The 25,897-nt window shown below is 69.8% G+C and carries 19 protein-coding genes and 1 pseudogene; 10 read left to right on the top strand and 10 right to left on the bottom strand.

Annotated elements, in window-relative coordinates:
- Nucleotides 1-79 precede the first annotated feature (79 nt).
- The gene (locus MTQ01_RS19160; RefSeq protein ID WP_247491981.1) at nt 80-1,894 is read left to right on the top strand and encodes an ABC transporter ATP-binding protein; all 1,815 of its coding nucleotides are present in this window, start codon (nt 80-82) and stop codon (nt 1,892-1,894) included.
- A 103-nt stretch (nt 1,895-1,997) separates the two neighbouring features.
- On the opposite strand, the gene MTQ01_RS19155 is transcribed toward MTQ01_RS19160, so the two are convergent.
- Nucleotides 1,998-2,402, bottom strand: coding sequence for an NUDIX domain-containing protein (locus MTQ01_RS19155; RefSeq protein WP_247491887.1), 405 nt, complete (start codon nt 2,400-2,402; stop codon nt 1,998-2,000).
- 196 nt (nt 2,403-2,598) lie between these two features.
- On the opposite strand from MTQ01_RS19155, the gene MTQ01_RS19150 reads away from it, so the two are divergent.
- Nucleotides 2,599-3,261 carry a nuclease-related domain-containing protein gene (locus MTQ01_RS19150; protein WP_247491886.1) on the top strand — a complete coding sequence of 221 codons (663 nt, stop codon included), beginning with the start codon at nt 2,599-2,601 and terminating at the stop codon, nt 3,259-3,261.
- 169 nt (nt 3,262-3,430) lie between these two features.
- Here MTQ01_RS19150 and MTQ01_RS19145 read toward each other — a convergent pair whose 3' ends face one another.
- A complete protein-coding gene (locus tag MTQ01_RS19145; protein WP_247491885.1) occupies nt 3,431-3,826 on the bottom strand; it encodes a VOC family protein in 396 nt (131 codons plus the stop codon).
- A gap of 346 nt (nt 3,827-4,172) precedes the next feature.
- Here MTQ01_RS19145 and MTQ01_RS19140 point away from each other — a divergent pair, with 346 nt between their 5' ends.
- Nucleotides 4,173-4,709, top strand: coding sequence for an O-acetyl-ADP-ribose deacetylase (locus MTQ01_RS19140; RefSeq protein WP_247491884.1), 537 nt, complete (start codon nt 4,173-4,175; stop codon nt 4,707-4,709).
- A gap of 91 nt (nt 4,710-4,800) precedes the next feature.
- Here MTQ01_RS19140 and MTQ01_RS19135 read toward each other — a convergent pair whose 3' ends face one another.
- The 3 genes from MTQ01_RS19135 to MTQ01_RS19125 all read right to left on the bottom strand — a co-directional run bounded on the left by MTQ01_RS19135 (nt 4,801) and on the right by MTQ01_RS19125 (nt 7,835).
- Nucleotides 4,801-5,097 carry a YiaA/YiaB family inner membrane protein gene (locus MTQ01_RS19135; protein ID WP_247491883.1) on the bottom strand — a complete coding sequence of 99 codons (297 nt, stop codon included), beginning with the start codon at nt 5,095-5,097 and terminating at the stop codon, nt 4,801-4,803.
- Nucleotides 5,098-5,389: 292 nt separating this feature from the next.
- On the bottom strand, nt 5,390-6,184 hold the full coding sequence (locus tag MTQ01_RS19130; protein WP_247491882.1) for a maleylpyruvate isomerase family mycothiol-dependent enzyme: 795 nt from the start codon (nt 6,182-6,184) through the stop codon (nt 5,390-5,392).
- Nucleotides 6,185-6,692: 508 nt separating this feature from the next.
- Complete coding sequence (locus MTQ01_RS19125; protein WP_247491881.1) at nt 6,693-7,835, bottom strand: NAD(P)-binding domain-containing protein; 1,143 nt, start codon at nt 7,833-7,835, stop codon at nt 6,693-6,695.
- A gap of 59 nt (nt 7,836-7,894) precedes the next feature.
- Between MTQ01_RS19125 and MTQ01_RS19120 the strand changes: the two genes are divergently transcribed.
- On the top strand, nt 7,895-8,317 hold the full coding sequence (locus MTQ01_RS19120) for a secondary thiamine-phosphate synthase enzyme YjbQ (protein WP_247491880.1): 423 nt from the start codon (nt 7,895-7,897) through the stop codon (nt 8,315-8,317).
- A 450-nt stretch (nt 8,318-8,767) separates the two neighbouring features.
- Here MTQ01_RS19120 and MTQ01_RS19115 read toward each other — a convergent pair whose 3' ends face one another.
- The 3 genes and pseudogenes from MTQ01_RS19115 to MTQ01_RS19105 form a co-directional block, all read right to left on the bottom strand.
- Nucleotides 8,768-10,420 (bottom strand): hypothetical protein, encoded by a 1,653-nt coding sequence (locus MTQ01_RS19115; protein WP_247491879.1) that lies wholly within the window; start codon nt 10,418-10,420, stop codon nt 8,768-8,770.
- A 487-nt stretch (nt 10,421-10,907) separates the two neighbouring features.
- Nucleotides 10,908-11,684 (bottom strand): annotated as a pseudogene (locus tag MTQ01_RS19110) (transposase).
- A gap of 788 nt (nt 11,685-12,472) precedes the next feature.
- A complete protein-coding gene (locus MTQ01_RS19105; RefSeq protein WP_247491878.1) occupies nt 12,473-13,390 on the bottom strand; it encodes a hypothetical protein in 918 nt (305 codons plus the stop codon).
- 1,046 nt (nt 13,391-14,436) lie between these two features.
- Between MTQ01_RS19105 and MTQ01_RS19100 the strand changes: the two genes are divergently transcribed.
- From MTQ01_RS19100 to MTQ01_RS19075, 6 genes are all read left to right on the top strand, one after another.
- Nucleotides 14,437-15,534 carry a LacI family DNA-binding transcriptional regulator gene (locus MTQ01_RS19100; protein WP_247491980.1) on the top strand — a complete coding sequence of 366 codons (1,098 nt, stop codon included), beginning with the start codon at nt 14,437-14,439 and terminating at the stop codon, nt 15,532-15,534.
- Nucleotides 15,531-17,141, top strand: a complete 1,611-nt coding sequence (locus MTQ01_RS19095) for an FAD-dependent oxidoreductase (protein WP_247491877.1) — start codon at nt 15,531-15,533, stop codon at nt 17,139-17,141. The genes MTQ01_RS19100 and MTQ01_RS19095 overlap by 4 nt, the downstream gene beginning before the upstream one ends.
- A gap of 173 nt (nt 17,142-17,314) precedes the next feature.
- On the top strand, nt 17,315-19,453 hold the full coding sequence (locus tag MTQ01_RS19090; protein WP_247491876.1) for a hydantoinase/oxoprolinase family protein: 2,139 nt from the start codon (nt 17,315-17,317) through the stop codon (nt 19,451-19,453).
- Complete coding sequence (locus MTQ01_RS19085) at nt 19,450-20,046, top strand: hypothetical protein (RefSeq protein WP_247491875.1); 597 nt, start codon at nt 19,450-19,452, stop codon at nt 20,044-20,046. Before MTQ01_RS19090 ends, MTQ01_RS19085 begins: the two co-directional genes overlap by 4 nt.
- Before the next feature lie 4 nt (nt 20,047-20,050).
- A complete protein-coding gene (locus MTQ01_RS19080) occupies nt 20,051-21,331 on the top strand; it encodes a TRAP transporter large permease subunit (RefSeq protein ID WP_247491874.1) in 1,281 nt (426 codons plus the stop codon).
- 81 nt (nt 21,332-21,412) lie between these two features.
- Nucleotides 21,413-22,420: a hypothetical protein gene (locus tag MTQ01_RS19075; protein ID WP_247491979.1), complete on the top strand. Its 1,008-nt coding sequence runs from the start codon at nt 21,413-21,415 to the stop codon at nt 22,418-22,420.
- Nucleotides 22,421-22,565: 145 nt separating this feature from the next.
- Here the strand turns inward: MTQ01_RS19075 and MTQ01_RS19070 are convergent, their stop codons facing one another.
- Both MTQ01_RS19070 and MTQ01_RS19065 read right to left on the bottom strand, forming a co-directional pair.
- On the bottom strand, nt 22,566-24,596 hold the full coding sequence (locus MTQ01_RS19070) for a hypothetical protein (RefSeq protein ID WP_247491873.1): 2,031 nt from the start codon (nt 24,594-24,596) through the stop codon (nt 22,566-22,568).
- Between the two features lie 41 nt (nt 24,597-24,637).
- Nucleotides 24,638-25,879: an acetyl-CoA carboxylase biotin carboxylase subunit family protein gene (locus MTQ01_RS19065; RefSeq protein WP_247491872.1), complete on the bottom strand. Its 1,242-nt coding sequence runs from the start codon at nt 25,877-25,879 to the stop codon at nt 24,638-24,640.
- Nucleotides 25,880-25,897 lie beyond the last annotated feature (18 nt).

Raw genomic sequence — 25,897 nt, 5'->3', positions numbered from 1 at the left:
GTCGACGGACAGCGCCGTCCCGTACCGAGGAGGTCAATCCGTGCAGAACGACGTGCTGCCCAGCCCGCCGACCACCCCCGTGCCGCAGCAGGCCACCGACCACGACCCGGAGACCCGTCCGGGACAACTGCGCCGCATCCTCGTGCTGTTCCGTCCCTACCGGGCCCGGCTCGCGCTCGTCGGGGTGCTGGTCGCGGCGGCTTCCCTGGTCTCGGTGGCGACGCCGTTCCTGCTGCGGGAGATCCTCGATGTGGCGATTCCCGAGCAGCGCACCGGCCTGCTGACGCTCCTCGCGCTCGGCATGATCGCCGCCGCCGTGCTCACGAGCATCTTCGGCGTTCTCCAGACTCTGATCTCCACCACCGTCGGGCAGCGCGTCATGCACGATCTGCGCACCGGCGTCTACACGAAGCTCCAGCGGATGCCGCTGAAGTTCTTCACCAGAACGAAGACCGGAGAGGTCCAGTCCCGCATCGCCGGCGACATCGGCAGCATGCAGGCGACCGTCACCTCGACCGCGACCTCCCTGGTCTCCAACGCCACCAGCGTGATCGCGACAACCGTGGCGATGCTCGCGCTGGACTGGCGACTGACTCTGGTCTCGCTCGCACTGCTCCCGCTGTTCGTCTGGATCAGCCGGCGGGTCGGGCGCGAGCGCAAGCGGATCACCGCCGAGCGACAGAAGCAGATGGCCACCATGGCCGCCACGGTCACCGAGTCGCTCTCGGTCAGCGGCATCCTGCTCGGTCGCACCATGGGCCGCAGCGAGTCGCTCAGCCGGGACTTCGCCGGCGAGTCCCAGCGGCTGGCCGACCTGGAGGTGCGCTCCAGCATGGCCGGGCGCTGGCGGATGGCCACCATCGGCATCATCATGGCCGCGATCCCCGCCCTGCTCTACTGGGCGGCGGGCGCGCTGCTGCTCATCGGCGGGCCCACGCTCTCGATCGGCACACTCGTCGCCTTCGTCACGCTCCAGCAGGGGCTGCTGCGGCCCGCCACCTCCCTGCTCAACACGGGTGTGGACATACAGGCTTCCCTCGCCCTCTTCCACCGGATCTTCGAGTATCTGGACCTGCCGGTGACCATCACCGAGCCCGCCGAGCCACGCCGCCTGCACCACGCCCGCGGCGAGGTCCGCTTCGAGAACGTCACCTTCGGCTACGAACCGTCCGGGCGCCCCACCCTCAGCGCGGTCGACCTGACCGTTCCGGCCGGCACCAGCCTGGCCGTCGTCGGCGCCACCGGAGCGGGCAAGAGCACCCTCAGTTACCTGGTGCCGCGGCTCTACGACGTGAGCGACGGCCGCGTCACCCTCGACGGAATCGACGTGCGCGACCTGGACTTCGCCTCGCTCGCGGCTGCGGTGGGCGTCGTCTCCCAGGAGACCTACCTCCTGCACGCCTCCGTGGCGGCGAACCTGCGCTTCGCCAAACCCGCCGCCACCGACGCCGAGTTGGTCGCGGCCGCCGAAGCGGCCCAGATCCACGACCACATCGCGGCCCTTCCGGAGGGCTACGAGACCGTGGTCGGCGAACGCGGCTACCGGTTCTCCGGCGGCGAGAAGCAGCGCCTCGCACTGGCCCGTACGATCCTGCGCGATCCGCCCGTCCTCATCCTCGACGAGGCGACCAGTGCGCTGGACACCCGGACCGAGCACGCGGTGCAGCGGGCGATCGATGCGCTGTCCGCGGGCCGCACCACACTGACCATCGCGCACCGTCTCTCCACGGTCCGCCAGGCCGACCAGATCGTCGTCCTGCACGAGGGGCGCATTGTCGAGCGCGGCACGCACGAGGAGCTGCTGGCCAGGGACGGCAGATACGCGGCACTGGTGCGTCGCGAGACGGGCGGCCGGGAGCCGGTGGAGGCGACGATCGGCAGGAGCCCGGCGTAGCGGACCCCGAGCGGCCCCGAACGGAGGGCCGATCGGCGCTGGCGTCGCATGCGCAGCGCCTCTGCGCTGCCAGGGCGTCAACCTCGCCCGGAAGGACGGGCGTTCAGCCCTCGATCCAGCCGCGTGCCAGCAGCTCGTCGAAGACCAGCCGATCCACGGGCGGTGTGCGGAAGCGTTCCGCGTACCCCAGCCAGGCCATCTCCTCGATCTCCGCAGAGGGTTCCGGCTCTCCCGAGAAGGCCGCCGTGTAGCAGGCCATTCGTACACGGGGAACGGGCGAGTGGGGGCTTGCCGGAGCCTCGTAGGTGCCGAAGTGGCGGGCGGTGTCCGGGTCCAGTCGCACTGTGAGCTCCTCGTGGGTCTCCCGGACGAGCGTGTCCAGATCGCTCTCTCCGGGGTGGCGCTTCCCGCCGGGAATGAAGAACAGATCCTTGCCGCGCGACCTGGTGCCCAGCACCAGGCGCCCGCGCAGGTGGATCCAGGCGACAGTGTCGATCAACTCGTGCATTCCCGTGGCTCCGGTGGTTCGTCGGTCGGCGCGGAGGCGGCGTGTGCACCGCGGCGGCACGCCGGTACTCGGGAACGGCGCGTCCCGCCCGCTGGGGTCGGAGCGCCGCGGCCCGTCAAATGCCTGCCGTCCCCGACCTGTTGGCCGTGACGAGCAGCCATGCTGTCATGTGCGGGAGCCGGGAGAGGGGGCGCAGATGCGTGGAACACCCGAGGACGGCCGACTCTGGCTGCATCCGGACGACGACCTCGCCCCGAACCGCCCCGGGGAGTGGCTTCCCCGTCAGGAGGAGTCGGAGCAGCGCGGAGCCCTCGCCCGGTCGGTCGCGCGACTGCTGGGTCGGCCGCTGCCCGAACGCGACGCCGCGAGCGCGCTGCTCGCCGCCGAACGGGTCGCCGACGAGCTGGAGCAACTCGAACTCGGCGGCTGGTACGTACTGCACTCGCTGCCGCTGCCCGACGGCACCGAACTCGGCCATCTGCTGGTCGGTCCGGGCGGCACGTACGCGGTGTCCTCCCACTGGTATCCGGCCGCCCGCGCACGGGTGCGGGACGGGGACACGGTGCACGGGGCCGCGCTGCCGCTGCCACTGGTGCGCCACAGCCGCCGCGACGCGGCGCAGACCCGTCATGTGCTGTCCCGTGCGGTGGGAGCCGAAGTGCCGGTCACCGCGGTGCTGGTGCTGGTCGGCGCGCGCCGGGTGGAACGAACCGAGGGCGCGTCGGACGACGTCGCGGTGCTCAGCGACGGCAATGTGCGGGGCCACTTTCTGCGGCGCGGGGGAGTGCTCGGCCCGGCCGAAGCGGCCGGGCTCCATGCGCTGGCCCGCGACCGCCGCACCTGGCGGCCGACCGGCTGAGCCGGCCCGGAACCGGTTCGCGAGTCGAAGCTGGCTCCGGTCCGTACCGACAATGCTCGGTCCTCGCGAATGCGGCGGTTGCGGACCCGCTGCAGATGTCCCGCCGTGCGCTCGGTAGGGCGACGCGGTCGACGAGTGGTGTCGCGCAGCCGGCCGGCACCAACTGCCGCTAACGCGGGCGCAGGCGGATGACCGGACGGCTCGGCCTGTCGGGTGCGAACACATGGAACTCGTTGCCCTCGGGGTCGGCCATCACGTCCCAGCACTGCTCGGCATCCCCACGGCGGACCATCGTCGCTCCGAGCTCCAACAGATCCTCGGTGCGGCCCCACACGTCGAGATGCATACGATTCTGCGCCGACTTGGACTCCGCCGCCGGGTTGATCCAGATGACCGGCCCGCGCCCGCGTGGATCGTGAATCGGGACCGGGTACTCCGGCCGCGATCCCTCGCCGCCGGCAGGAGCCGGCCTGCGGGTGTATCCGAGTACGCGGCACCACCAGTCGGCGAGTGCCTGATGGTCCGTCGCGTCCAGCGCCAAATCCTTGAATTCCGCTACACCCATGGGCAAATCGTACGCAAGGGGCGAGTGCAATGGCCGTGTGCACGCCGTGAGTCGCAACGGCCGTGCCCCGAGCCCGCGCCGAGCGGTCCGAAGGGCCCGATTGCTCGTCAACGCCGCTCCGAGCCCGTCATATTGCCCAACCCACTGCGCACCGCCGCAGCACCGGGCTGCTTCGCGAGCCGCCCCGCAGTCACCCGCCTGCTCGCCGGCCGCACGCCCGGCTCTCGCTGCTGAGCCCGATCCGGGCTGCGCCGACCCGCTCGGCGCTCCCCGGAATCAGCGCCCCGAGCCCCGCAGGGAACGCGCCGCCCGACCGGGCGCGGACCCTCCGTCCTATCCTGGCCGCATGCCTGAAATCCGGATGCTGCTCGGTGACATCACGGGACAGCACGTCGACGTCATCGTCAACGCGGCCAACTCCTCACTGCTCGGCGGAGGAGGAGTCGACGGCGCGATCCACCGCAAGGGCGGCCCCGAGATCCTCGCCGAGTGCCGGGCTTTGCGTGCGGGGCACTACGGCGGCGGACTGCCGACAGGCCGCGCCGTGGCCACCACCGCGGGACGCCTGCCGGCCCGCTGGGTCGTGCACACCGTCGGACCGGTGCACGGGCCGAGTGCCGATGGACAGGAACTGGCTTCCTGCTACCGGGAATCCCTGCTCCTCGCGGACGAGCTCGGCGCCCGCACCGTCGCCTTTCCGGCAATCTCCACCGGCGTGTACCGCTGGCCCCTGGAGGACGCCGCGCGCATCGCGGTACGGACCGTGAGCACTGCGAGCACCGCGGTGGAGCAGGTGACCTTCGTGCTCTTGGACGAGCGGGCCCACCATGCGTTCGAGGCGGAGCTGCGAGCTCTCCACCGCGAACGCCCCGAAGCCGGCTGACGCCACTGCCTCCTGCGGCACCGCGGCACCGCCCGTGCGTCAGGCCGGGCTCCGAAGACGTTCGACGGGCCGACGCCCCGGATTCGCCGGATCAGAGGTTCTTCACGTCGAAGGGGTCGTGCTCACTGATGAGCTTGTCCAGCCGCGCCTTGTCGACGCGGGTGGTCACCTGGGAGACCTCCTGTCTGTCCCGCACGCATTTGGCGAGGGTGAAGGACGAGGAGACGAGGAAGAGGACGCCGATGGCGAGGAAGCCGCGCTCCCACGCCCCCATCGGCATATAGGCGACACCGATCGTCACGGCGGCCAGCGCCACCGCGAAGGAGAGTGCCGCCTGGAGGAAGTAGGCCGCGGTCATCTGGGGTCGTACGGGCGCGTTGTTCGTCATGGACACAGAGTGCGGGAGCCGGGCGGCTGCCGCCTGAGTACGGATACTCAACTCAACACCCGTCGTGCGCACGCCGGTTGACGGATGCGGGCGGGCGCACGACCCGCTGCCGGTCCGGTGCGGAACTCCGCCGACTGCCCGTGGGCTCTCATCCCGGGTGTCGATGCTCCCGGTGCCCCGACTGCCGGTACTCCGGGTCCCGAGAGCCGGGAGATCGAACACTCGCCCGTCCGCCGGCTCGGCAACTCCCGCTTCCGGTTCCACGCCCGCTCCGCGCTCTACGGCCCGCAGGTCAGCCGCCGAAGGAGACCCGCTCCAACCACACCTCCAACAGCTTCATGTCGCCCCGGACCTCCACCAGTTCGCTGTGGGGAGGGAGACGGCGGTAGAAGACTCTGAGCACTTCGTCCAGTGGGCCGCTGAGGACCACATCGGCCTCCTCCCGCCCGCCGCGCTGCCACCGCACCCCGTCGGGGCCCAGCTCGATCAGCCACTGGCCGCCGACCTCCTCGGCGGTGTCGGTGGCGACCAACCGCAGTGAGGCGCCCGCCCATCGGGCCAGCTCACGAACCTCCTCGTCCTCCTCCCAGGTGGCGGGTGAGCACACCAGGGTGAGCCATTCGTCGATGCTGTCGGCCGCGACGCTCGGCGCGGTGGTGAAGGGCACCTCGGCGGCAAGGCATGCGTCCGCGCGGTGCACCACGGTCTCGTGAGTCATCCGGCGGGCCCAGAACCCTGCTGTCGGGTCGGTGAACCACGACCACACGCGGGCATCCTCGCCCGCCTCCTGCAACGCCTGCACGAGAAGTGCGGCGCCCTCGGTCAACCATTGGGTCAACTCCCGCACGCCGCCCACCGGGGGCGTGAACGCGGGCACCTCCTCGTCCGCCACCTCCCCGGTGGCGCGAGTGCGCACTATTCGGTCCGCCCAACGGTGGGCCTGCCCGACATGGACGGCCAACTCCTCCAGCGACCAGTCCGGACAACTGGGCACCTGTGCACGGAGGTCGGCGGACTCCAGCAGACCGCACAACGCGGCGGTCTCGGAGGTGATGCTGCTTTGGTACTCATGGAATTTCAGGGGCACGCACGCACCGTACGCAGCAACCGCGGCACCGCACCATGCGGTTTCCCGCAGGAACGCGGCGGCGCCGCTGCTCCCTGGGACGAGGAGCAACGGCGCCGCGACGAACAGGGCCTGGCCTCAGCGGGCCGGCCGATGGTCCGTCAGACGAGCCAACCCACGAAGTGGATGACACCGGCAAGCAGGTTGGTGATGAGGTCCATCTGTGCGTTCTCCTTGTGTGTTGCTCGGGACAACTCCGTCGTGTCATGGGATTCGCGACGGAGGTGCGGTCGCGGTATGCATCCCGTCGATCGCACAAAGTAATCATCAGCTCTGATGCGGAGTTTCGGCAGCCATATTCCGCACCATCACCCCCACGAGCGAGTGCTCGCGCGAGTGTCCACCGCCCCACCCGTACGCACCTCTCCCAGCCCGACCCGCCCCACAACGCCTCGACGCCACGCAGTCGGTATCCGGCCCCAAGTCGCGTACCGCCGCCCACGCTTGAGCGGTCATTCCGGCACGCCGTTCACCGCCCGCCCCGCTGCAACCCCGCCGAACTCGCGGCCGACACGAGCCCGCGCTCCCCGGGACCGCCCCGACCAGCCGCTCCGCCGGCAAGCAGCCTGCGCACGTCCCGCACCGCTGCCCGGCCTGCACGGTTCGCCCCGATGGTGCTTGCGGAGGGCCCGTAGCCCACCAGGTGCACCCGCGGATCGCGAACCGTCCGGGTGCCCTCCAGTCGTACGCCGCCTCCGGGCTCCCGCAGCCCCAGTGGCGCCAGATGCCCGATCGCGGGACGGAAACCGGTGGCCCAGACGATCGCGTCCGCCTCGAACACGGTGCCGTCGGGCCAGCGCACGCCCTCCGCGGTCACCCGCTCGAACATCGGTCTGCGCACCAGCACGCCCCGCTCGCGGGCCGCGCGCATCGCCTCGGTCATCGGCAGGCCCGTCACCGAAACCACGCTGCGCGGCGGCAGCCCTTCCTGTACGCGCTCCTCCACCCGCGCCACGGCTGCTCGGCCCAGCTCCGAGTCGAACGGCCCCTCCCGGAACTCGGGCGGTCGCCGCGTCACCCAGGCCGTTTCGGCAGCAACCTCGGACATCTCCAACAGATGCTGAACCGCGGAGGTGCCCCCGCCCACGACCACCACGCGCTGACCGCGGAAAGCCTCCGGGCCCGGATAGCGCGAGGTGTGCCACTGCGACCCCGAGAACCGGTCCTGGCCGGGCACGCGCGGCCAGAACGGGCGGTCCCAGGTGCCGGTGGCGTTGATCAACGCCCGGGTGTGCCACACCCCGACGTCGGTCTCCACCCTCAGCAGCCCGCGCCCCGCCTCCCGCTCCTCCCGAACGGCGCGCACATCCACCGGCCGGCGGATCGGCAGCCCGAAAGTGCTTTCGTAGGACGCGAAGTACTCGCCGATCACCTCTGAGGACGGCCGGTCCGGGTCGGCGCCCGTCAGCTCCATCCCGGGCAGCGCGTGCATCCCGTGCACCCGTCCGTACGTCAGGCTCGGCCAGCGGAACTGCCATGCTCCGCCGGGAGCCGGCGAGTGGTCCAGCACCAGGAAGTCCCGCCACGGGACGAACCCGACCCGCCGCAGATGATAGGCGGCGGACAGGCCCGCCTGACCCGCGCCGATCACCAGCACCGACACTTCGTTCATGTACGGCTCAACAGCGCCGGTGCCCCGATTCTTCCCGCCGTCGACGCCACAATGGGGGCATGAGCGACCGATTCGACACCCGCATCCTCGACATCACCACCGGCGGCAGCGAGACCGTCGCCGACCTCACCCGCGACTGCGAGGCGTACCTCGAAGACGTCGCCCGCGGACGCGACGGGCTGCTCAACGTCTTCGTCCCGCACGCCACCGCGGGCATCGCGATCCTGGAGACCGGCGCCGGCAGCGACGACGACCTGCTCTCCGCGCTCCACGAGCTGCTGCCCGCCGATCACCCCTGGCGCCACCGCCACGGCACCCCCGGCCACGGCCGCGACCACGTGCTCCCCGCCCTCGTCGCCCCGCACGCCACCCTCCCGGTGGTCAACGGCCGCCTCGAACTCGGCACTTGGCAGTCCGTCTGCCTCGTCGACACCAACGTCGACAACCCCGACCGCCAGGTGCGGCTCAGCTTCCTGGGGTAGAGGTGAGTCAGCCGCCACTGTAGGGGTGGCGTCCGGCTGCGCCAAACGCTCATCAGCACGGCCTAGAAGTAGCCCTACTCCCCGTCCGCGAAGCCGGAACGTTGGGGTGTGACTTGGTTGACCACGGGTCGCTGTCCACTCACCGTGACGACTCACGCGTCCGACCTCGTCGGGGGAGCCGCGACTGGAGCGGATCGAGGCGAGAACACCGCGCACACCGGAGCCGAAAGGTCACGAGCGGGTCCCTCACTTGCTGGCTGCCGCAACGTTCGGCGAGGTCAGCGGGCAAGCAAGGTGGTTGCTGATCCAGAACCGGCGATGCCGTAGCTGCGGACCACCTGACGGGATCTACGCTGGCAACTCGCATTCAATGACGCTGAGTTGAGCACGCTGCGCCAGCGTGCCGCCGGCTGTCCCGACGAGACCGTCACAGTGGAGCTCGGCTGTGTTCTACGAGCGAGCCTTCTTCAATCGGGTGTATTCCTTTGCCAGTTCAACCCGTGAGCGGTGTGGGCCGCCCGACGTGGTACACCGCTGCTCGGGTTCTTGCCCGCAAGCGGGGCAGGTCACCTCGTACACCCGCCACGGGCGCCGCGACCGTTGCTGTTCCCTGCGTTCGTCGATGATCGGCTTCAGCCGTTCGTCGTGCGGCACTCGCCGCATGTCACCGGGCGTGGTGTCGATGGCGCATTGCTGGCCGCTGTTCGCTCCGCAGCGCGGGCAGTGCCTCTCCAGCCATCTCTTCCGGGAAACTTGCCGATGGAGCTGCGGAAGCCGCTGCCCTTGTCTGGTCTGTCGAGGGCCTGCTGTGTGACGTACACGTTCCCTCCATGCCTTGACCCTTGCTTGACGATGCGGTCCGATACTGCCGGCCTCGCTCGCTGCCCGAAGCAGCTCACGGACCTTGATCTGCAGTATGGCCGGGTCTGGGTCGGGAGGAAGTTGCTCAAGGTCGTCGAGGAGGGTGTTCAGGCGCTTGCTCCTTGCCGCCGCGATGGCGGTAAGGCAGCCGTCAGCCGCGTCGATCACGCGGCTCTCCTCCTTGGAACACGCGTCTTTGGTGGCCGTCTTAGCATGTCGCAGCAGCTTCTTGACCTTCCCTGCCCGCTTCTCGGCCACCGCCTGTTCCAGGCTGGCGAACAGTGCCCTGCGGGCCCCGATTCCCTTTTCGATCCAGAGAAGGCCGGAGCGCAGGGCTGCGTCCAACTGCTTGTGCAGCTGCGGGCTCACGCCGGTGAGTTCCGGTATCTCGCGGCACACCGAATCCGCCAGGGCGATGGACTCGGTCCGGCGGGCGTAGAGCAGCTTGCGCAGCAACTCTCGCGCCCGGGTGTCCTGCGCTGTGTCCGTGTTCTGACCCGGCGTCCACTTCGCGGGCACGGTCGCGCTGCGGGCCTGGATGATCCGCTGGACCGCCGGCGTCGACAGCCCGCGCTCCGTCACCTCGCACTCTTCCAGGGCGAACCACTCTGTGGGCCGGGCGAAGGCCTCGGTACCGATCCACACCCGTCTGCTCGTGCCCTCGCTGTCCAGGCGGATCCTGTGCACGTACCAACGCCGGATCAGCGTGTTCCGATCGACCGGTACGCCCAGGCCGAGGACCGGCTCCAGGCCGTCGTCCCACGCCGGCGCCACCGCCTGGTCCAGGTGCACCCGCAGCGCGCCGCGCGACCAGCGGATGTCGACAACGGAGCCGATCTGAGCCCCGGCCGAGCCGGTGTACTCGAAGCCCGCTTCCTCGCCGTATCCGGCGAGCCAGGCCGCGGCTGCCGACCGCACATACAGGTGATCTGCACTGTTCACGCCGCGGGCGCGACGCCCGCACACGTGCGGCAACCCGTCCGGATCTGGGTGATGGGCGAAATGGCAGGCGCGATCCGTGTACAACTTGGTGGTCAACTGGCCACCGCAGCCACCGAGCAAAGTCCCGCACCAGAAGGTCTCGCCTTCGTAACGATGGCGGAACATGTCCAGCTCGATGGCCTCTATCGGCAGCATCAGCGGCTCCTCCGACTCCGCACTGCTCAGCACCGCCGTCTGGATCCGCCGCCTGTCAGCATGCACAAAAGCTCCCGTCATCTCTCTGTGGTCGTGCCAACTCATGGTGTCACCGTGGACGTTCATCAGCTAGAGGGCCGCTCAGCACCTCGCCACGCTGAGCAGTGAGTTGGCGAGGGTGAGGACACCCCGTCGGCGCGAAGTGTGCCGGTGGACTTCGCCGGCGAGCGTTATTAGTGCTGTCAACTCTTGGAGCGGGCCGGCCCGCTCGATAGACGTGAGGCAAGTTAGGCATGTGGGAGCAGGCACCTTGCGCTTGCGAGTGAAGTAACTCCACTCAACTGCCGACGCCGAGGCCATCGTTCGCGATCAAGCGATAGTGAGAAGCGCCCCTGGCTGTCTCCGATGGCCGCAGACGGTGCGGCACGGGTCCGTGCGGTCCGACCGTTCGCGGGTCACGTACTGCACGAGCCCGGTATCCAGCCCCAGGCGCGCCCCCAAGAAAACTAGATGTCGACTTCGGCTCGCTCCACAACTAAGAGGCTGTCCCGCAATGGGGCTGGAGCATGTTGGCTGACCTGCTTGTTGCCTGTCATCCGGTGAGGGCGAGGCTTATGCAGGCGGGCGATGCCGAGCATGGCGTGGTGGACGCCGTCGCCCTTAAGGCGGCAGTCGCGGAGGATCTTCCAGCTCTTCATGCGGGCGAAGGTGTACTCAACGCGGGCTCGCACCTTGCAGTGGGAGGAGTTGTGCTCCTCCTTGCAGGCTGGCAGTTCCTCGTCCTTGTGCCCGCGGTAGTGCGGGATGGTCAGCCCGGTGCCCCGGTAGCCGCCGTCGGCGATCACCGTGGGGGTAGTGCCGACGGCGGTCTTCGCGCTGGAGTCCTGCCAGGCCCGGCAGTCGTTGTGGTTGCCGGGCAGCGGCGGGGCCTACTACGACAACCAGTCGGGTGTCGGCGTCGATGACGACCTGGTGGTTGGCCGAGTAGCGGTAATTCTTCGACTGCTCAGCGATCGTGTGGTCGCGGGTGGGCACCACGGTGCCATCCACGATGAGCACGGTGTCCTTCGCGAACCGCTTGCGCGGCTTGAGCGCGAGCTTCGGGCCGAGATGGCCGATGATCTTGTTGGGCGTGGACATGGAAACGCCGAAGAACGGGGCCAACTGGCGCAGCGTCAAGTTCGTGCGCCAGCACGCCGCGAGAAGCAGTACCCGGTTCTCACAATGGCAGGCTCCACGGCCGCCCGCATCGAGGCTCGTCGGTGATCTCGCGGCGCACCACGATCATCAACTTGCCGAAGCGGCGCGGGCTCAACCCGGTGAACGGGGCTATCCAGGAGGGCTCCGACGCCGTGATCAGACCAGCCACGCCAAGATCATCTCGCCCGTGGCCAGCGTTACGGGACAGCCCTTAGTGAGCCTCGGGTTGGGAAGGGTTTGGGCAAGCAGCGGCCGGAATCCGTTACGTGACCTGTTGGGCGTGTGAGTGGCCAAGCGAGACCAGGTACAGCAGCCATCAGACACTGAGCAAGGCGGATGGTGTGTCGTTTCTTGTCGGTGGAGAGGCTATGACGTTTGTAAAGACACCTCGACCGACGACAGGTGCGGCTCAGTTCCTTAGGCTGAAACGCCCCGCCCGACCGGATCTCCGTACTGTGCCTGCTCGACCGCAGACGCGTGCGCGGTACAGACTCCACATCATCGGCCTATCCGACAGAGCCGGGGCATGGCTGCGGGACGTACGACGATCTTGTGCTGTGCGAGTTTCGCCTATGTAAGGCGCGGAGTTTCATACGGCGTCAGAGCGCTGATCTGCTTCAGCTCGGCGTCGCTCGTTGTGCGCTGGTAACCCGGGCGGATGGCCAAGGGGACGCGTCCCAGGCGGTATCCGGGGTTCGGTGTCGCGTTCACGAGTCTGGAGGGAGCGGTGTAGTCGTGTGCCGTTTCTTCTGCGTGAGTTGAGTCGGGCTCGGGTTCGGGTTCTGTCGCAGGGCGTGGCGGTGTCGGGTCTGTTGGCGTGGGGCTTTTCTGGTCGTCCGTCGGGATGGGGTCGAGTTCAGGGGTCTTTCGTCGCGCCCAACCCGGTCGTGGTGAACCGGGTTGGGCGCCTCCGGAGTACTGCGAGGTCTCCGCCCGACGGCGAAGGGTCGCCCGGGCTCAGGTCTGCGGGGTGTTGGCCAGAACCCGGCGGAGCACCTCCCACGAGAGGTCGGACTCGGTGGCGAAGGCGCGCCTGTCCTTGGTTTCCTCGTCGATGTAGTCGAAGGAGTCGCGGTTGTAGCTGTCGCCGTCGTGGTCGTGGACGGCGGTCTGCTCCGGGTTGAGGTAGACGTGGAAGCTCGCGCCGAAATCGGAGGTGGAGTTCATGTAGCCGGGGCCGGTGGCACCGCTGCCGCCGTCCATGGGGCAGTACACGCGGTGTACGGCGTAGTTGTCCCGGGAGAGCCAGGCGCACTGGCCGGGGGTGAGGGTGAGGAGGCCGAGCTTGCGGGCATCCCAGTCGAGGTGCTCGTAGACCATGACGTCGAGCTGGCCGGCGAGGCAGAAGACGATGCCTGTGGTGTGGCCGTGCGAGTGGATGGGCGAGTAGTGCTGTGCCGGCCAGATCTCCAGGACGACGGGTGAGCCGATGTCGCCCTTCGGGTGGTCGTCGGGGTCGAGGTGGCCGTGCTCCGTGGCCAGGTGGTCGTAGTCGCCCCGGCCGGAGCAGGCGACGCGGATGTAGGGCGGGTGGGACTGGTCGTGCCTGTACTTCTCCACGAGGATCTGGCGCAGCAGGCCCACCTTGTCACCGGGAGCGCCGGCAGGGGCGAGGTGGGTGCGGAGTGCTTCGATCTCCCACGCGGACAGGCGCAGGTCCTCGGCCTTGCGGGCGAGGTCCATGACGGCCGGCGGGATCATCAGCTGACGGGCGTACTCGTCGAAGGTGGTGGCCTGTCCGATCACCAGCGACGGTACGGCCTTGGCGCCCGCGAGGCGCAACTGCCGTTCCTCCTCGGCGGTGATGTGGAACGGGTGCCGCGCCCTGCCGTACTCCTGTACATCGGCGGGAGGCTGGGTGGTGGGCAGGCTCATGCGCCAGCTCCTTTGTCTCGCCCTCGGGGCACGCGCGGGCCTGCGTGTGCCCCGAGGTGGTCGGTCCTGTGCGGAGGTGGTCAATTGCTGGGTGGGCGCGTGCCTTTGAGGCGTGCGCGGGGCAACTCGGGTGGCCTGCGCGCGGGTTCGTCCCGGAATGGTGATCTGCGCGGCGATGGGGCGAAACGTGCCTGTGGGCCGGTAAGCGGTGGGTTTCGGAGTCCAGTCAGGTCTGTCGTCCTGGTTGAGGGTGCGCAAGCCCGATGCCTCAGCGCTCGTGCCCGGCGCTGTCAGCAGGCCGAGGTGGATCTGCCGTGTTCGCCCCGCCCCGCTCTACCTGCTCGGGGCTTGGAGGATCCGGGTGTGCGTCCTGCCGGCGCGAGATGCACCTTGCGATGAGCCATGCTTGGGCGTCCTTCCACGAAACTGCGGAAGCTCTCATGGTCGACGCATGGAAGCCCACAAGCAAAACTCTGCGTGGTCGTTCGAACGCAATGAGCCACCATTGTCGGCGTCTCTCTGGGGGCGTCGAGTGAGGGGAGTGATCTGCGCTCGGGGTGTCGGCGGTGGGAAGCCGGCTGGTGGTTCCGTGCAGCGAGAGGTGCGCCGCGGTGCGGCGATGTGTATGCGTCTGGCGCTGCTCCGAGCGGTGCGACACCCGAGGCGGTGAGGTCGGCCGTCCCGACAAGCCTCGGTGGCTGACGGGCAGTCAAATATTGGCCGTGGTGCGGCACTTGAGGTTCGCGGACGGCAGTCCGCCACAGCTCCGGGGTGTCGATGTCGCCAGGTGGTTGCACTGGTGGCGGCGCCGGATTTCGTGCTGTTTCCGGGTCCGGTCGGGGGAGCGGGATGGCGCTGCGGTGGTGATTCCTCCGTGCACCCCCCTTGACCGGTGTTCGTGGGGTCCTCCAGAGTGCGGGCTAATGCGCATCACTAATGCGCATTAGCCGAGTGAAGGGGACGTCGTGAGGGAAGCCGGTAAGCGGACGCGTGGCCGGGGGGCGGCGGTTCGGCAGGGGCGGCCGCGGCAGGCTGAGGTCGCACGGCTGGCCGGCGTTTCGCAGACCACGGTCTCGCTGGTGCTCGGGGGGAAGACGGGCGGCGCGGCGATCTCCGAGGAGACCCGGCAGAAGGTGGTCGGGGCGGCCGAGAGCCTTGGCTACGTTCCGGACCCGGCGGCTCGCAGGCTGGCGGCGGCGCGGAACAACCTGCTGGGCGTGTTCAGCTTCACGGCGACCTTTCCCACGGACGTGCAGCACTCGTACTACCCGTTTCTGGTGGGTGTGGAGCAGGAGGCGGCGGCACAGGGGTACGACCTGGTGCTGTTCACCGGTTCCAGCCCGGGTGGCACCGGTGGGGGGACGCACGCGCTGCACCGGGCGAGGCTGGCCGACGGCTGTCTGATCCTTGGGCGCCACGCACCCACTGCCGAGCTGTGCAGGCTGGTGGAGGAGGGGTTTCCTGTTGTCCACCTCGGTCGTCGGGACGAGCCGGAGGGGCCTGCCTGGGTCGGTGCCGACTACGTCAGTGCGAGCCGGGAGGTCGTGCAACGGCTGGTGGAGCTCGGGCATCGCCGGATCGTCCTGGTGCGCGACGACGACGAGGCGCCGGCGTCCACCGACCGTGAACAGGGGTTCCGGGAGGGGCTGGAGGAAGCCGGGTTGCCGGTGGGGCCCGAGACGGTGTTCCGCAGCGCTGATCCGGCGCGGGAACTGACGTCGGACCGGGTCCGCGAGTGGGTGGCGGGCGGCGCGACCGCGTTCGTGGCGGAGGAGACCGACACCTCGGCGGCCTGGCGGGCGCTGAACGCGGCGCTCGCCGGAGCGGGGCTCGACTGCCCCGGTGATGTGTCGCTCGCACTTCTCGGCAGTCCGCCGCCGGACGCGGCGGACGGTCCGACGCCGGCCGGTTTCGACATCCCCCGGGCCCAACTCGGCGCGGCCGCCGTCCGGTTGCTCGCAGCGCTGGTTGCCGGGGAGCAGGCGAGCGAACCCCTGGTGGCGTGCACCTTCCGGCCCGGCGACACGCTGGCGCCACCGCGGCGGACGCAGCCGCAAGCACCCGACCCGTCGCCGGGGCCCAGCGCCCCGGGGCGCGGCCGGAACCGCAACACCCGTACCGAACAAGGAGAACCAACGCAGTGACACCCGAACCTGACATCCTCATCGTCGGCGGTGGCCTGGGCGGCGTGGCTGCCGCGCTCGCGGCCTGCCGGGCCGGGCGGACCGTGGTCCTCACCGAGGAGACGGACTGGATCGGTGGCCAGCTCACCTCGCAGGCGGTGCCGCCGGACGAGCACCCGTGGGTCGAGCAGTTCGGTACGACCGCGTCGTACCGGCGGATGCGCGAGTCGATCCGCGACTACTACCGGCAGTGGTATCCGCTGCGTTCCGAGGCGCGCGACCTTCCCGGGCTGAACCCGGGCGCGGGGCGGGTCAGCAAGCTCTGCCACGAGCCGCGCGTCGCGCTCGCCGTGCTGGAGGGGCTGCTCGCGCCGCACCGGTCGGCGGGTCGGTTGACCGTGCTCACCGAGCACGTTCCGGTCGCCGCCGCGACGGACAACGATGTCATCACCTCCGTCACCGTCGAGGACCGGCGTGCGGGCGTACGCCGTACGCTCCGTGCCCCCTACGTCATCGACGCCACAGAAACCGGCGAGCTGCTCGAACTCGCCGATGTGGAACACGGGTTGGGCGCGGAGGCACGCGCCGAGTTCGACGAGCCGAACGCGCCCGAGCAGGCACAGCCGCTCAACCAGCAGGGCATCACCGTCTGTTTCGCGCTCTCCCACCACGAGGGCGAGAACCACGTCATCGACCGCCCCGCCGACTACGACTTCTGGCGCACCTACCAGCCGGACTTCTGGCCCGGCCCGCTGCTCGGCTTCCTCGCCCCCGACCCGCGTTCGCTGGAGGCGGTGCCCCGGACGTTCCGGCCGAACCCCTCGACCGACCCGCTCGCCGTCAGCGCCGACCAGAGCGCCGACGCCGGCGACAAGGAGCTGTGGGGGTTCCGCCGCATCCTCGCCCGCAAGCTGCACCGTCCGGGGGCCTTCGACTCCGACATCACCCTGGTGAACTGGCCGCTCAACGACTACTGGCTCAAACCGCTGATCGGCGCGGGCGAGCAGACGTCGGCCGAAGCGGTCGCCGAGGCACGGCAGTTGTCCCTCTCGGTCCTGTACTGGCTGCAGACCGAGGCGCCTCGTGAGGACGGCGGCACCGGCTTCCCCGGTCTGCGCATCCGCCCCGACATCACCGGCACCGAGGACGGACTGGCCAAGGCGCCGTACATCCGTGAGTCGCGCCGGATCAAGGCCGTCACCACCGTGACCGAGCAGGACGTGGCGATCGACGTGGTCGGGCCGTACGGGCGGACCCGCTACCGGGACTCGGTCGGCGTCGGCAACTACCGCATCGACCTGCACCCGTCCACCGGCGGCGACAACTACATCGACGTCGGCTCGGTGCCGTTCGAGATCCCGCTGGGGGCGCTGATACCCCGCCGGGTCCGCAATCTGCTGCCGGCCGGCAAGAACATCGGCACCACCCACATCACCAACGGCTGCTACCGGCTCCACCCGGTCGAGTGGAACATCGGCGAGGTCGCCGGTGCGCTTGCCGCGCACTGCCTCAACCAGGGCGCCGAACCGCACCAGGTCCAGGCCGAGGACAAGCGGTTCGCCGAGTTCGCCCGGCAGTTGGACCGGGAGGGAGTACAGCGGCACTGGCCCGACGTACGGGGCTACTGACATCCCGCGGCGGCAGACCGCGTCCCGCACGCGCGCCACCCGCACGCGCCCCGCGCACCTGCCCCGTACGTGCCCCACCGGTACGTGCCCCACCCGTACGCGCCCCCACCCGTACGCGCCCCACCCTCGCGCTCCGCCCCGCTCGCGCTCCACCGCACAAGGAGGTGCACCGTATGACCACCCCTCGCGTCCGCGTCGGCATCGACGTGGGCGGGACCTTCACCGACGCCGTGGCCGTCGACGCCGCGACGCTCGAACTGCTGGGCCAGGTGAAGGTCCCCACCAGCCACCACCACAAGGACGGTGTCGCACACGGCATCGTGGAAGCACTCGGCAGGCTGCTGAAGGAGATCGACTGCGATCCGCAGGATGTCGCCTTCCTCGCCCACGGAACGACCCAGGCGACCAACGCGCTGCTGGAGGGGGATGTCGCCACCACCGGTCTGATCGGGATCGGCACCGGGCCCGGTGCGATCCTCACCCGCCGGCTCGCCGCCCTCGGCAAGCTCGAACTCACCCCGGGCAAACGGCTGCCGCTGGTCTACGCCCACGTTCCCGACCACCGCGACCGGGAGGCGGTCGAACAGGCGGCGGACGCGCTGGTGCGCCAGGGCGCCGAAGTCCTGGTGGCCAGCGAACCGTTCAGCGTGGACCGGCCCGAGGGCGAGGAGGCCGTGCTGGAGGCGGCGCGCGGGCACGGTCTGCCGATGACCGCCGGGCACGAGATCACCTCGCTCTACGGACTGCACAAGCGCACCCGTACCGCCGTCGTCAACGCGGCGATCCTGCCCCGGATGCTCGCGACCGCCGATCTGGTGGACGCCTCCATCACCAGGGCCGGGGTGAGTGCCCCGCTGATGGTGATGCGCTGCGACGGTGGCGTGATGTCGCTGGACGAGATGCGCCGCCGCCCGCTGCTGACGATTCTGTCCGGCCCGGCGGCCGGGGTGGCGGGCGCGCTCATGCAGGAACGCATCAGCGAGGGGGTGTTCCTGGAGACGGGCGGCACGTCCACCGACATCAGCGTGGTGCGCCGCGGCAAGGTCGCCGTCCAGCACGCCACGGTGCTGGGCAAGAAGTCCTACCTCAACGCGCTGGACGTCCGTACGGTCGGCGTCGGCGGCGGCTCCATGGTGCGCGTCGGTGACGGCGCCAACCGGGCCGTCACCGGCGTCGGACCGCGCAGCGCCCATATCGCCGGACTGCCGTACGCCTGCTTCGCCTCCGTCGAGGACCTGCGGGACGCCACGGTCAGCACCATCCGGCCGATGGCCGACGACCCCGCCGACTACGCCGTGCTCGACGCCGCCGGCGGCAGGTTCGCGATCACCATGACCTGCGCCGCCAACGCACTCGGCCTGGTCCCCGAGGGGGACTTCGCCCGATGCGACCCGCAGGTGGCCCGGGCCGCGCTCGCGCCGCTCGCCGCCCTGCTCGGCACGGACGTCGGCGGTGCCGCGACGCGCCTGCTGGACGCCGGGGTCGAACAGGTGCGGACGGTCGTCGACGCGATGGTCGACGACTACCGGCTGGACGAGGACACCGCCGTGCTCGTCGGCGGGGGAGGCGGCGCCGCCTCGGTCACCCCGCATCTGGCCCGCGTCACCGGCTTCGAGGGCCGCATCGCCAGGCACAGCGAGGTGATCAGCCCGATCGGTGTCGCCCTGGCACTGGTCCGCGAGCAGATCGAACGGATCATCCCGGGCGCCGGCCAGGAACAGATCCTCGCGGTACGGGCCGAGGCGGAGGCCGCGGTCCTGGCGCAGGGAGCGGCGGCCGAGGGAGTGGAGGTCGAGGTCACCGTGGACCCGCAGACGAGCAAGGTCCGCGCGGTCGCCACCGGGGCCACGGAGCTGCGCACCCAGGACCGGGCACACCGGGCGGACGACGGCGAGCGGTTGCGGAACGCCGCGGCCAGCCTCAAGGCCGACTCCTCCGCCGTCGAGGTCCTCGCCGGCACCGGCGCCCACACCGTGTACGGGACCGAGGTGCGCCGCAGACTGCGCGCCACCCGCCGTCCGGTACGGGTCGTGGACGCCGACGGAGTGGTGCGGCTGCATGTGGCGGACGCCCATGTGGAGTCCACCACGGTCGCCGACGCCCCGGGCGTACTGGCCCGACTGGTGAAGGAGAAGACCTCCTACGGCGACGGCGGGGTACGGGCGCCGGCGGTACGACTGTTGCTCGGCTCCCGGATAGCGGACCTCTCCGGCGTACTGGAACCCGAACCGCTACTGGCCCTGGCACGTGGGGAGTTGCGCTCGCGCGGCGGCGCGGAGCCGGTGGTGGCGGTCGTGGAGGTGCGGTCGTGAGCCCCGCGGGTCGGCCCGCCGGGCCCGCGCTGGAGGCCACCGACGATCTGGACTTCGCGGTACGGCTGCTGGCCGGCACCCCGACGCACGAGAGCCGTGACCCGCAGCTGCTGCGTCAGTGGGCCCGCCGCGCCGACGGGTTCGGGGCCGCGCTGCCGCGGGTGGAGTTCACCTCCACGGTGGTGGAACGCACCGACGGTCTCCGGCAGGGCCTGCTCGCGAAGTACCGCTCCCGCCCCACACCCACCGTCGAGCTGTTCACCGACACCCTGGACGCCGCCGAGGAGCTGGTCGACCGGCGCGGTTGGCGGCACTGGTACCCACCGGGCACGCTTCGCGCGGCCGCACTCGCCCACGAGACCGTCCACGAGCGGCTCCACCACGGTCCCGAACGGCTCGCCCTCAAGCGGGAGTTGGGCCATGTGCTGCTGCGCTGCGGCCGACTGCGGTGGTACGGCCACGTCGCGGGCGCCGAGGAGGTCGCCGCGCACGCGTACGCCCGCACCGTCTGCGGCCTGGGACGCAGCCCGCTGCTGCTGACCGCCGCGCTCGCCGAAGTCTTCACCCAGAAGGACACCCACAGAGAGAAGTGACGTCATGGGCGTTGTCATCCTGCTCATCATGGCGGTCGGAGTGGCCGCGATGCTGAGCCGCAAACTCCCCACCGCCTTCGCCCTGGTGGGTATGGCCGTCGCCATCGCGGTGGCCGCCGGAGCCGCGTTCTCCGGCGAGGAGAGCGTGCTGGACACGGTGCTCCAGGAGGGCGCGCCGATGCTCGCCTCGACGATGATCGCCGTACTGCTCGGCTCCTGGCTCGGCAAACTGCTCGACGAGACGGGCGTCGCCTCGACCATCGTCCGCAAGATCGTCGAGTTCGGCGGCGACCGGCCGACCGTGGTGGCCCTCGGTGTGCTGGGCGTCTCCGCGCTCATCGGCACGGTGACGGGCTCGGCGCCGGCGGCGATGATGGCCGGCATCATCGGTATCCCCGCGATGATCGCGGTGGGCATCCCCAAGGTCACCGCGGCCGGCACCATCCTGATGGGCATCGCCGTCGGTGTGCCCTTCGAGCTGCCGATCTGGCAGTTCTTCTCCTCCGCGCTCGATCTGTCGGTGCCGCAGGTGCGCTCGTTCATGGTGAAGCTGTTCCCGTTCGCGCTGGTCGCGGCGGTCGGGTACGTGCTGATCGAGTCCCGGCGGCGCGGCGTCGAACACGCCTGGGCCTTCAAACCGGCCTCCACCAAGCCGAGTTCGCGCCGCGAGCGACTCGGCGACGCGCCCTGGTACGCGCTGCTCACCCCGGTCGTCCCGCTGGTGCTGGCGCTCGGCTTCGAACTCGCGATCATCCCCTCGCTGCTCGCCGGAGTGCTGTACGGACTGGTCACCACCACCAGGCCCCGGGACATGAACAAGCGGCTGCTGCGCACCCTCTACGGGGGCTTCGAGGTGGCCGCGCCGCCCATCGCCCTGTTCATCGCGATCGGGATGCTGCTCGCGGCGGTCCAACTGCCCGGCGCCGTACAGGCGTTGGAACCGCTGGTGAAGGCGGTCAGCCCGCAGAACCCGATCGTGTTCGTGCTGGTCTTCACCCTGCTGGTGCCGCTCTGCCTCTACCGCGGCCCGCTCAACATCTACGGCCTCGGGGCGGGCATAGCGGGCGTGCTGATCGCGGCCCAGATCTATCCCGCGATGGCGGTGCTCGGCATCGCCGCCTCGTACAACCAGGTCTTCGGGGTGTCCGACCCCACCAGCACCCAGACGGTGTGGAGCGCCCAGTACGCGGGGGTGAGTCCGCAACAGGTGATGGTGCGCACCCTGCCGTACGTCTGGACGGTCGCCCTGGGCGGCTTCGCCGTCACCGCAGCCACCTATCTGTAGGTCACGTGCAGGACCCGACTCCCCGAACGGAGAGAACAGTTGAAGGAGCCGCAGCACCACCACACCGAGCAGTCCACCTCCATGTCCGGCCTCAACCGCAGGAACTTCCTGCGCGGGGCCGCCGCCACCGGCACCGTCCTCGCGGTCGGTACGACGGTCGGCGCCACCACGACGTCCACGGCCGCCGCCGCACCGGGCGGTTTTCCCGACTACAGCTACGTCAAGACGCTGCTGATCCCCTCGGAGCTGAAGTACCGGCCCACCGGCGAGATCATCTTCCCGTGCATCCGGGGCGTGTACGACCGGCTGTCCAACCCGCTGGGCCGCTACTACCTCTACTACGCGCCGCACGACCCGCCCGGTGGCATCTGCCTCGCCTACGGGGACTCCCTGGAGGGGCCGTTCACCGAGTACCCGGACAACCCGATCGTCTCGAAGGACTGGGCACCGCACTACAACGTCTCCCACGTCTCCTCGCCGCACGTGCTGTGGAACGAGGACGCGGGGGAGCTGTGGCTCTACTTCCACGGCGAGAACCACACCACCCGTCTCGCCCGCTCCAAGAACGGCGTCGACTTCACCTACGACCGGGTGGTGCTCGACAGATCGATGCTCCCGAGCGGAACGCAGGAGACCTCCTACGCCCGGGTCTTCCGGCACGACCTGCCGGACCGAGGGGCACGCTACGTCATGCTGTTCATGCGCAGGCCCCAGGTGAACCACCGTGACATCGGCTGGGGTTGGTCCGCCGACGGACGGTCCTGGTCCTTCGCCCAGGAGCCACTCGTCCGCCACTCGGACGTCGGGATGCGGGACCTGAGCAGTCCGCATCTGCTGACCCGCAACGGCAGCGCGTACGTCGTGTACCACACCGACAAGGGCAGCGGAGGAAACCTGCTGATCACCGAGGTCGGCGCCGACTTCTCCCGTCGCGAGCACCTCGGTGTCTTCCACGCCTCGATGGACGGCGCACCGGACAACGGACGCGTGGCCGCACCGAGTTTCGGCACCGACCGGGGCGTGCCGTACATGGTGTACGAGGCGGGCGACCGGTTGAACGGGGTCATCGCGGTGGCCCGGGGCAGCTGAGCAACGCCGTCGGAGGCGGCCGTCCGCGTACCGGGGAGGTGCGGGGACGGCCGCCACCGTGCGCTCGGCCGGCGGCCGGCTCCCGGGTCCGCTCGGCCCTCTCGGGTCTGCTCGGCCCTCCCGGGTCCGCGCAGCTCGCGGCCTCTCAGGCTCGCGGGCCTTCGAGGGCCTGCAGCGATCCGGCCGGCAGCCGGTCGTTGCCCCAGCTTCGCTCGATGTAGCCGATGATCCCGGTGATGTCCTCGGCGGGCACCCGCTCCGGCTCACCGCGCTCCAGCGGGTCGGCGTGGAATATGTAGAGCCGGGAGGCGAACTGGTCGAACGGCAGCGACGCCTCGCCGAACCGTTCGCCGTTGCCCGCCGTGGAGACGACGACACCGTCGCCCCAGTCCTGGCCGCTGTCGTTGTTCGGGTTGAAGAAGTAGACCCGCATGACGTCCTGCGGGTCGGGTGCCGCCCGCAGAATCGTGATCGCGTGCCAGCCGACGTAGCGGGCCGCGCTGTCGGTGACGGCGACGCCGGCCGGCTGCGGATGGATCAGCGGCTGCTCGCCGTTGTACGACGGGTGGTAGCTGGCGTGGAACTGCCGCAGGAAGTCGTCGAGTTCGACCAGGTTCCCGGTCTCGACGTCGACGTTGATGTGGAAACCGCGGCCCGCCCACCAGCCGTGGAACTCGGGATTGACCCACCGGTGCGGATCCCCGGGTCGGCCGGCGCAGCGGCGTCCCATCTCGGCGTATATCCGGTCCAGATGCGGTACCACCAGCAGCGACACCGGGTCCAGATCCGTCGGCAGCGTGCTCGAGACTCCGGAGGCGCTGTCCTTCGAGGAGATGGGTTGGCCCTCGAAGTGCATGATGACCTCGTCGTCGCGGGCCGCCCAGACCACCATCTGGAGCAGGTAGTCCGGGTCGTTGTACGACCACATCGACAGCGCGCGGGCCGACTGGCAGGTCGGGTTGTCGCCCTGGCCGACACCGAGTGGCTGGCCCAGCACGGAGAGCACTCCCGCCACCAGCCGCGCCCGCGGGTCCGGCACGTCGCCGAAGGCCGCCGTCAGCCGGTCCTGGGCGACGGGGGAGAGCTCGAGCGACAGCTGGCGCCAGAGCGCGGGCACGATCGGCGGCTCGTGCAGAATGCCGCGGTCCAGGAGCAGTGCGAGCCCGTAGACGCTCTGTGCCGTCTGCGGGTGCACGGCGACCTCGATCAGCCGGTGCACCAGCTCGCTGTAGCGCAGCAGGCAGTTCCGGCCGGTGTCGGACAGCCCGAGAGCCTCACCGAGAAGGTAGTCGCTCTCGCGCAGAAGGAACCGGAGCAGCTGGGCGTGGTACGGCGAGACCAGGCCGGTGTCGTGCATCGCCCGGGCGAACCCCGACGCCTCGTACTGCAGGCCGCCGGCGTCCATCGCTTCGAGCCGGGAGTGGAAGACGTCGAAGCCGGGATCCTCCCGGCACGCCTCGGTGGTCCCGAAGAGGCTGGTGATGAGCCGGTCGATGCCCTGCCCCGAGGAGACGCCGAGAGCCACCTCCGGGTCGTTGCGGTAGACCGCGATGCGGGTGATCAGGGACTGCACTTCCTCGACCTGGATCGGCCGCTGCCGCAGGATCCGCCAGATCTCGTCGACCAGGTTGTCCAGGATGCTGTCGTAGCCGATCTCGTCGGCGAGGTGGCGGAACAGGTCCCGGACGAGCTCCGCCGTCCGGCCGTCCCGGGCCCGCTCGGCCTCGCTGATCGGAGCGAAGAGCAGCTCCAGGTTGGTCGCCAGCACCTGGGAGAGGAAGAGACGGGCCTCCTCCGCGGAGAGCGTCGGATGTGCGAAGTCGCCGCGGGCGACGGCCAGCATGCGCAGCTCGCTGGCCGCCTCCATGACGACGGTGTCCGCGTCCCCGCTGTGCAGACTCGGTCCGACCAGGGAAGGTATGAGGATCTCCGGGGAGGCCCAGTCGGTCTCCAGGAAGAGCCCGGCCTCCTCGAGGGCCTGCGCCCTCTCCTGGACTGCGGCGGCGCCGCCCTGCAGCAGGAGTACCCGCCGCAGGGCTTCCAGGACCCGCCGCAGCTTCGTGTGCTTGCCGAAGTCGCGGGTTTCGGCCATGGCCCGGATGGCGTCGTCGAGTGAGGCCAGGCGCTTGCCGAGTCTCGCGGCCTCACTGTTGATGTTGTCGACGGTCGGTTCCACAGGTGCTTCCCTCGATCAGGTCTTCCGCGTCCGCGAGGTCGTCAGACGTAGAAGTCGAGCTCTTCCTGCTGCTTCAGCAGGTCGCGCATCCGGTAGGGGTCTTCACCGAAGAAGTACACCAGACCCCAGTGGGTGCCGAATGCGGTCCTCTTGGTGACAGTCTCCTCGATCGGCTTCGAGAGGTCGTGCGACTCGTAGTAGTCGTCGTCCTCCGTCTCCTCCGGGATCCGCAGATCGCTGACGACGCGGCGGCGCGGGTAGACACCGAAGCAGCCGGCGACTCCGGACGCGTCGACGACCTCCCGGGGGAAGAAGGCGTCGATCTCCTCCTCCGTCGTCTTCGGGTCGAAGGCCAGTACGAGGCCATGGTAGGCGTTGAATCCGTACGCCCGCTCCAGCAGCTCGAACACCTTGAAGCCCGGTGGCCGGTAGGCGACTTCGCCGAAGTACATCTCTCCGTCACTGGTGACGAAATACTCCGGGTGCACGAATCCGAACTCGATGTCGAACGCCTTGATGAGTTTTTCGATCTGTGCGGTGATCTGCGGTCGGTACCGCTCCAGCTCCGGTGTCGCGGGCACGAAGACCGAGTACCCCAGAGTGACGTACTCGGAGATGTTGAGGAACTTGATTTTCCCGTTGTGCACCCATGCCTCGACCGCGAACTCCCAGCCGTCGAGATGGGACTCCATGAGGACCGGGAACTCCTCTTCCGGGATTGTGTCCACTTCGTCCGGAGTGCGGATGACGCGGTGCCCGAGGCAGCCTGCTTTGTCGAACGCCTTCAGATGGATGGGGTCGTTCGGGTCGCCGTCGAGCTTGAGGAGCGTCTGATTGACGCGCTTGAGAAAGCGAATCACATCGTCCCGGTCGTGCGCCTCCTCGAAGATCCCCACCCGGATGCCGCCGAGCTGTGCACGGCGTTTCATCAGCGCCTTGTCCCGCAGCAGCATGGCCTGTCCGTACAGGCGCGGGTCGTCCAACAGCACCGAGTTGATCGCCCCGGCCCATTCCACCGTTTCCTCGAACAACGGGATCGCGACGTCGACGCCCTCCTTCTGGAGGGTTTCGGCGATCTCCATGGAGCGGTCATTGAGCCGTTCGAAATTCCACGGGACGTAGGGGATGTCGTGCTCGACGCAGTACTCCTCGGCCCATTCCGGCGCCACGACGATGTATCTGCGGTCGAACCGGTCGAGAGCTTCGACTGCGTTGAGGCTCCAGCCGAGAAGCGCCACGTATCCTTTGTCGGGATTTCTGGTGCCCAGTTCGCGCTCCGGCATATATTCCTCTCCTTCGGC

The organism is Streptomyces sp. XM4193, from assembly GCF_023072595.1.
In the GTDB taxonomy this organism is placed as follows: Bacteria; Actinomycetota; Actinomycetes; order Streptomycetales; family Streptomycetaceae; genus Streptomyces.
Note: the sequence above shows the minus strand (reverse complement) of the source record. Positions and strands in the feature narration are given on the sequence as shown.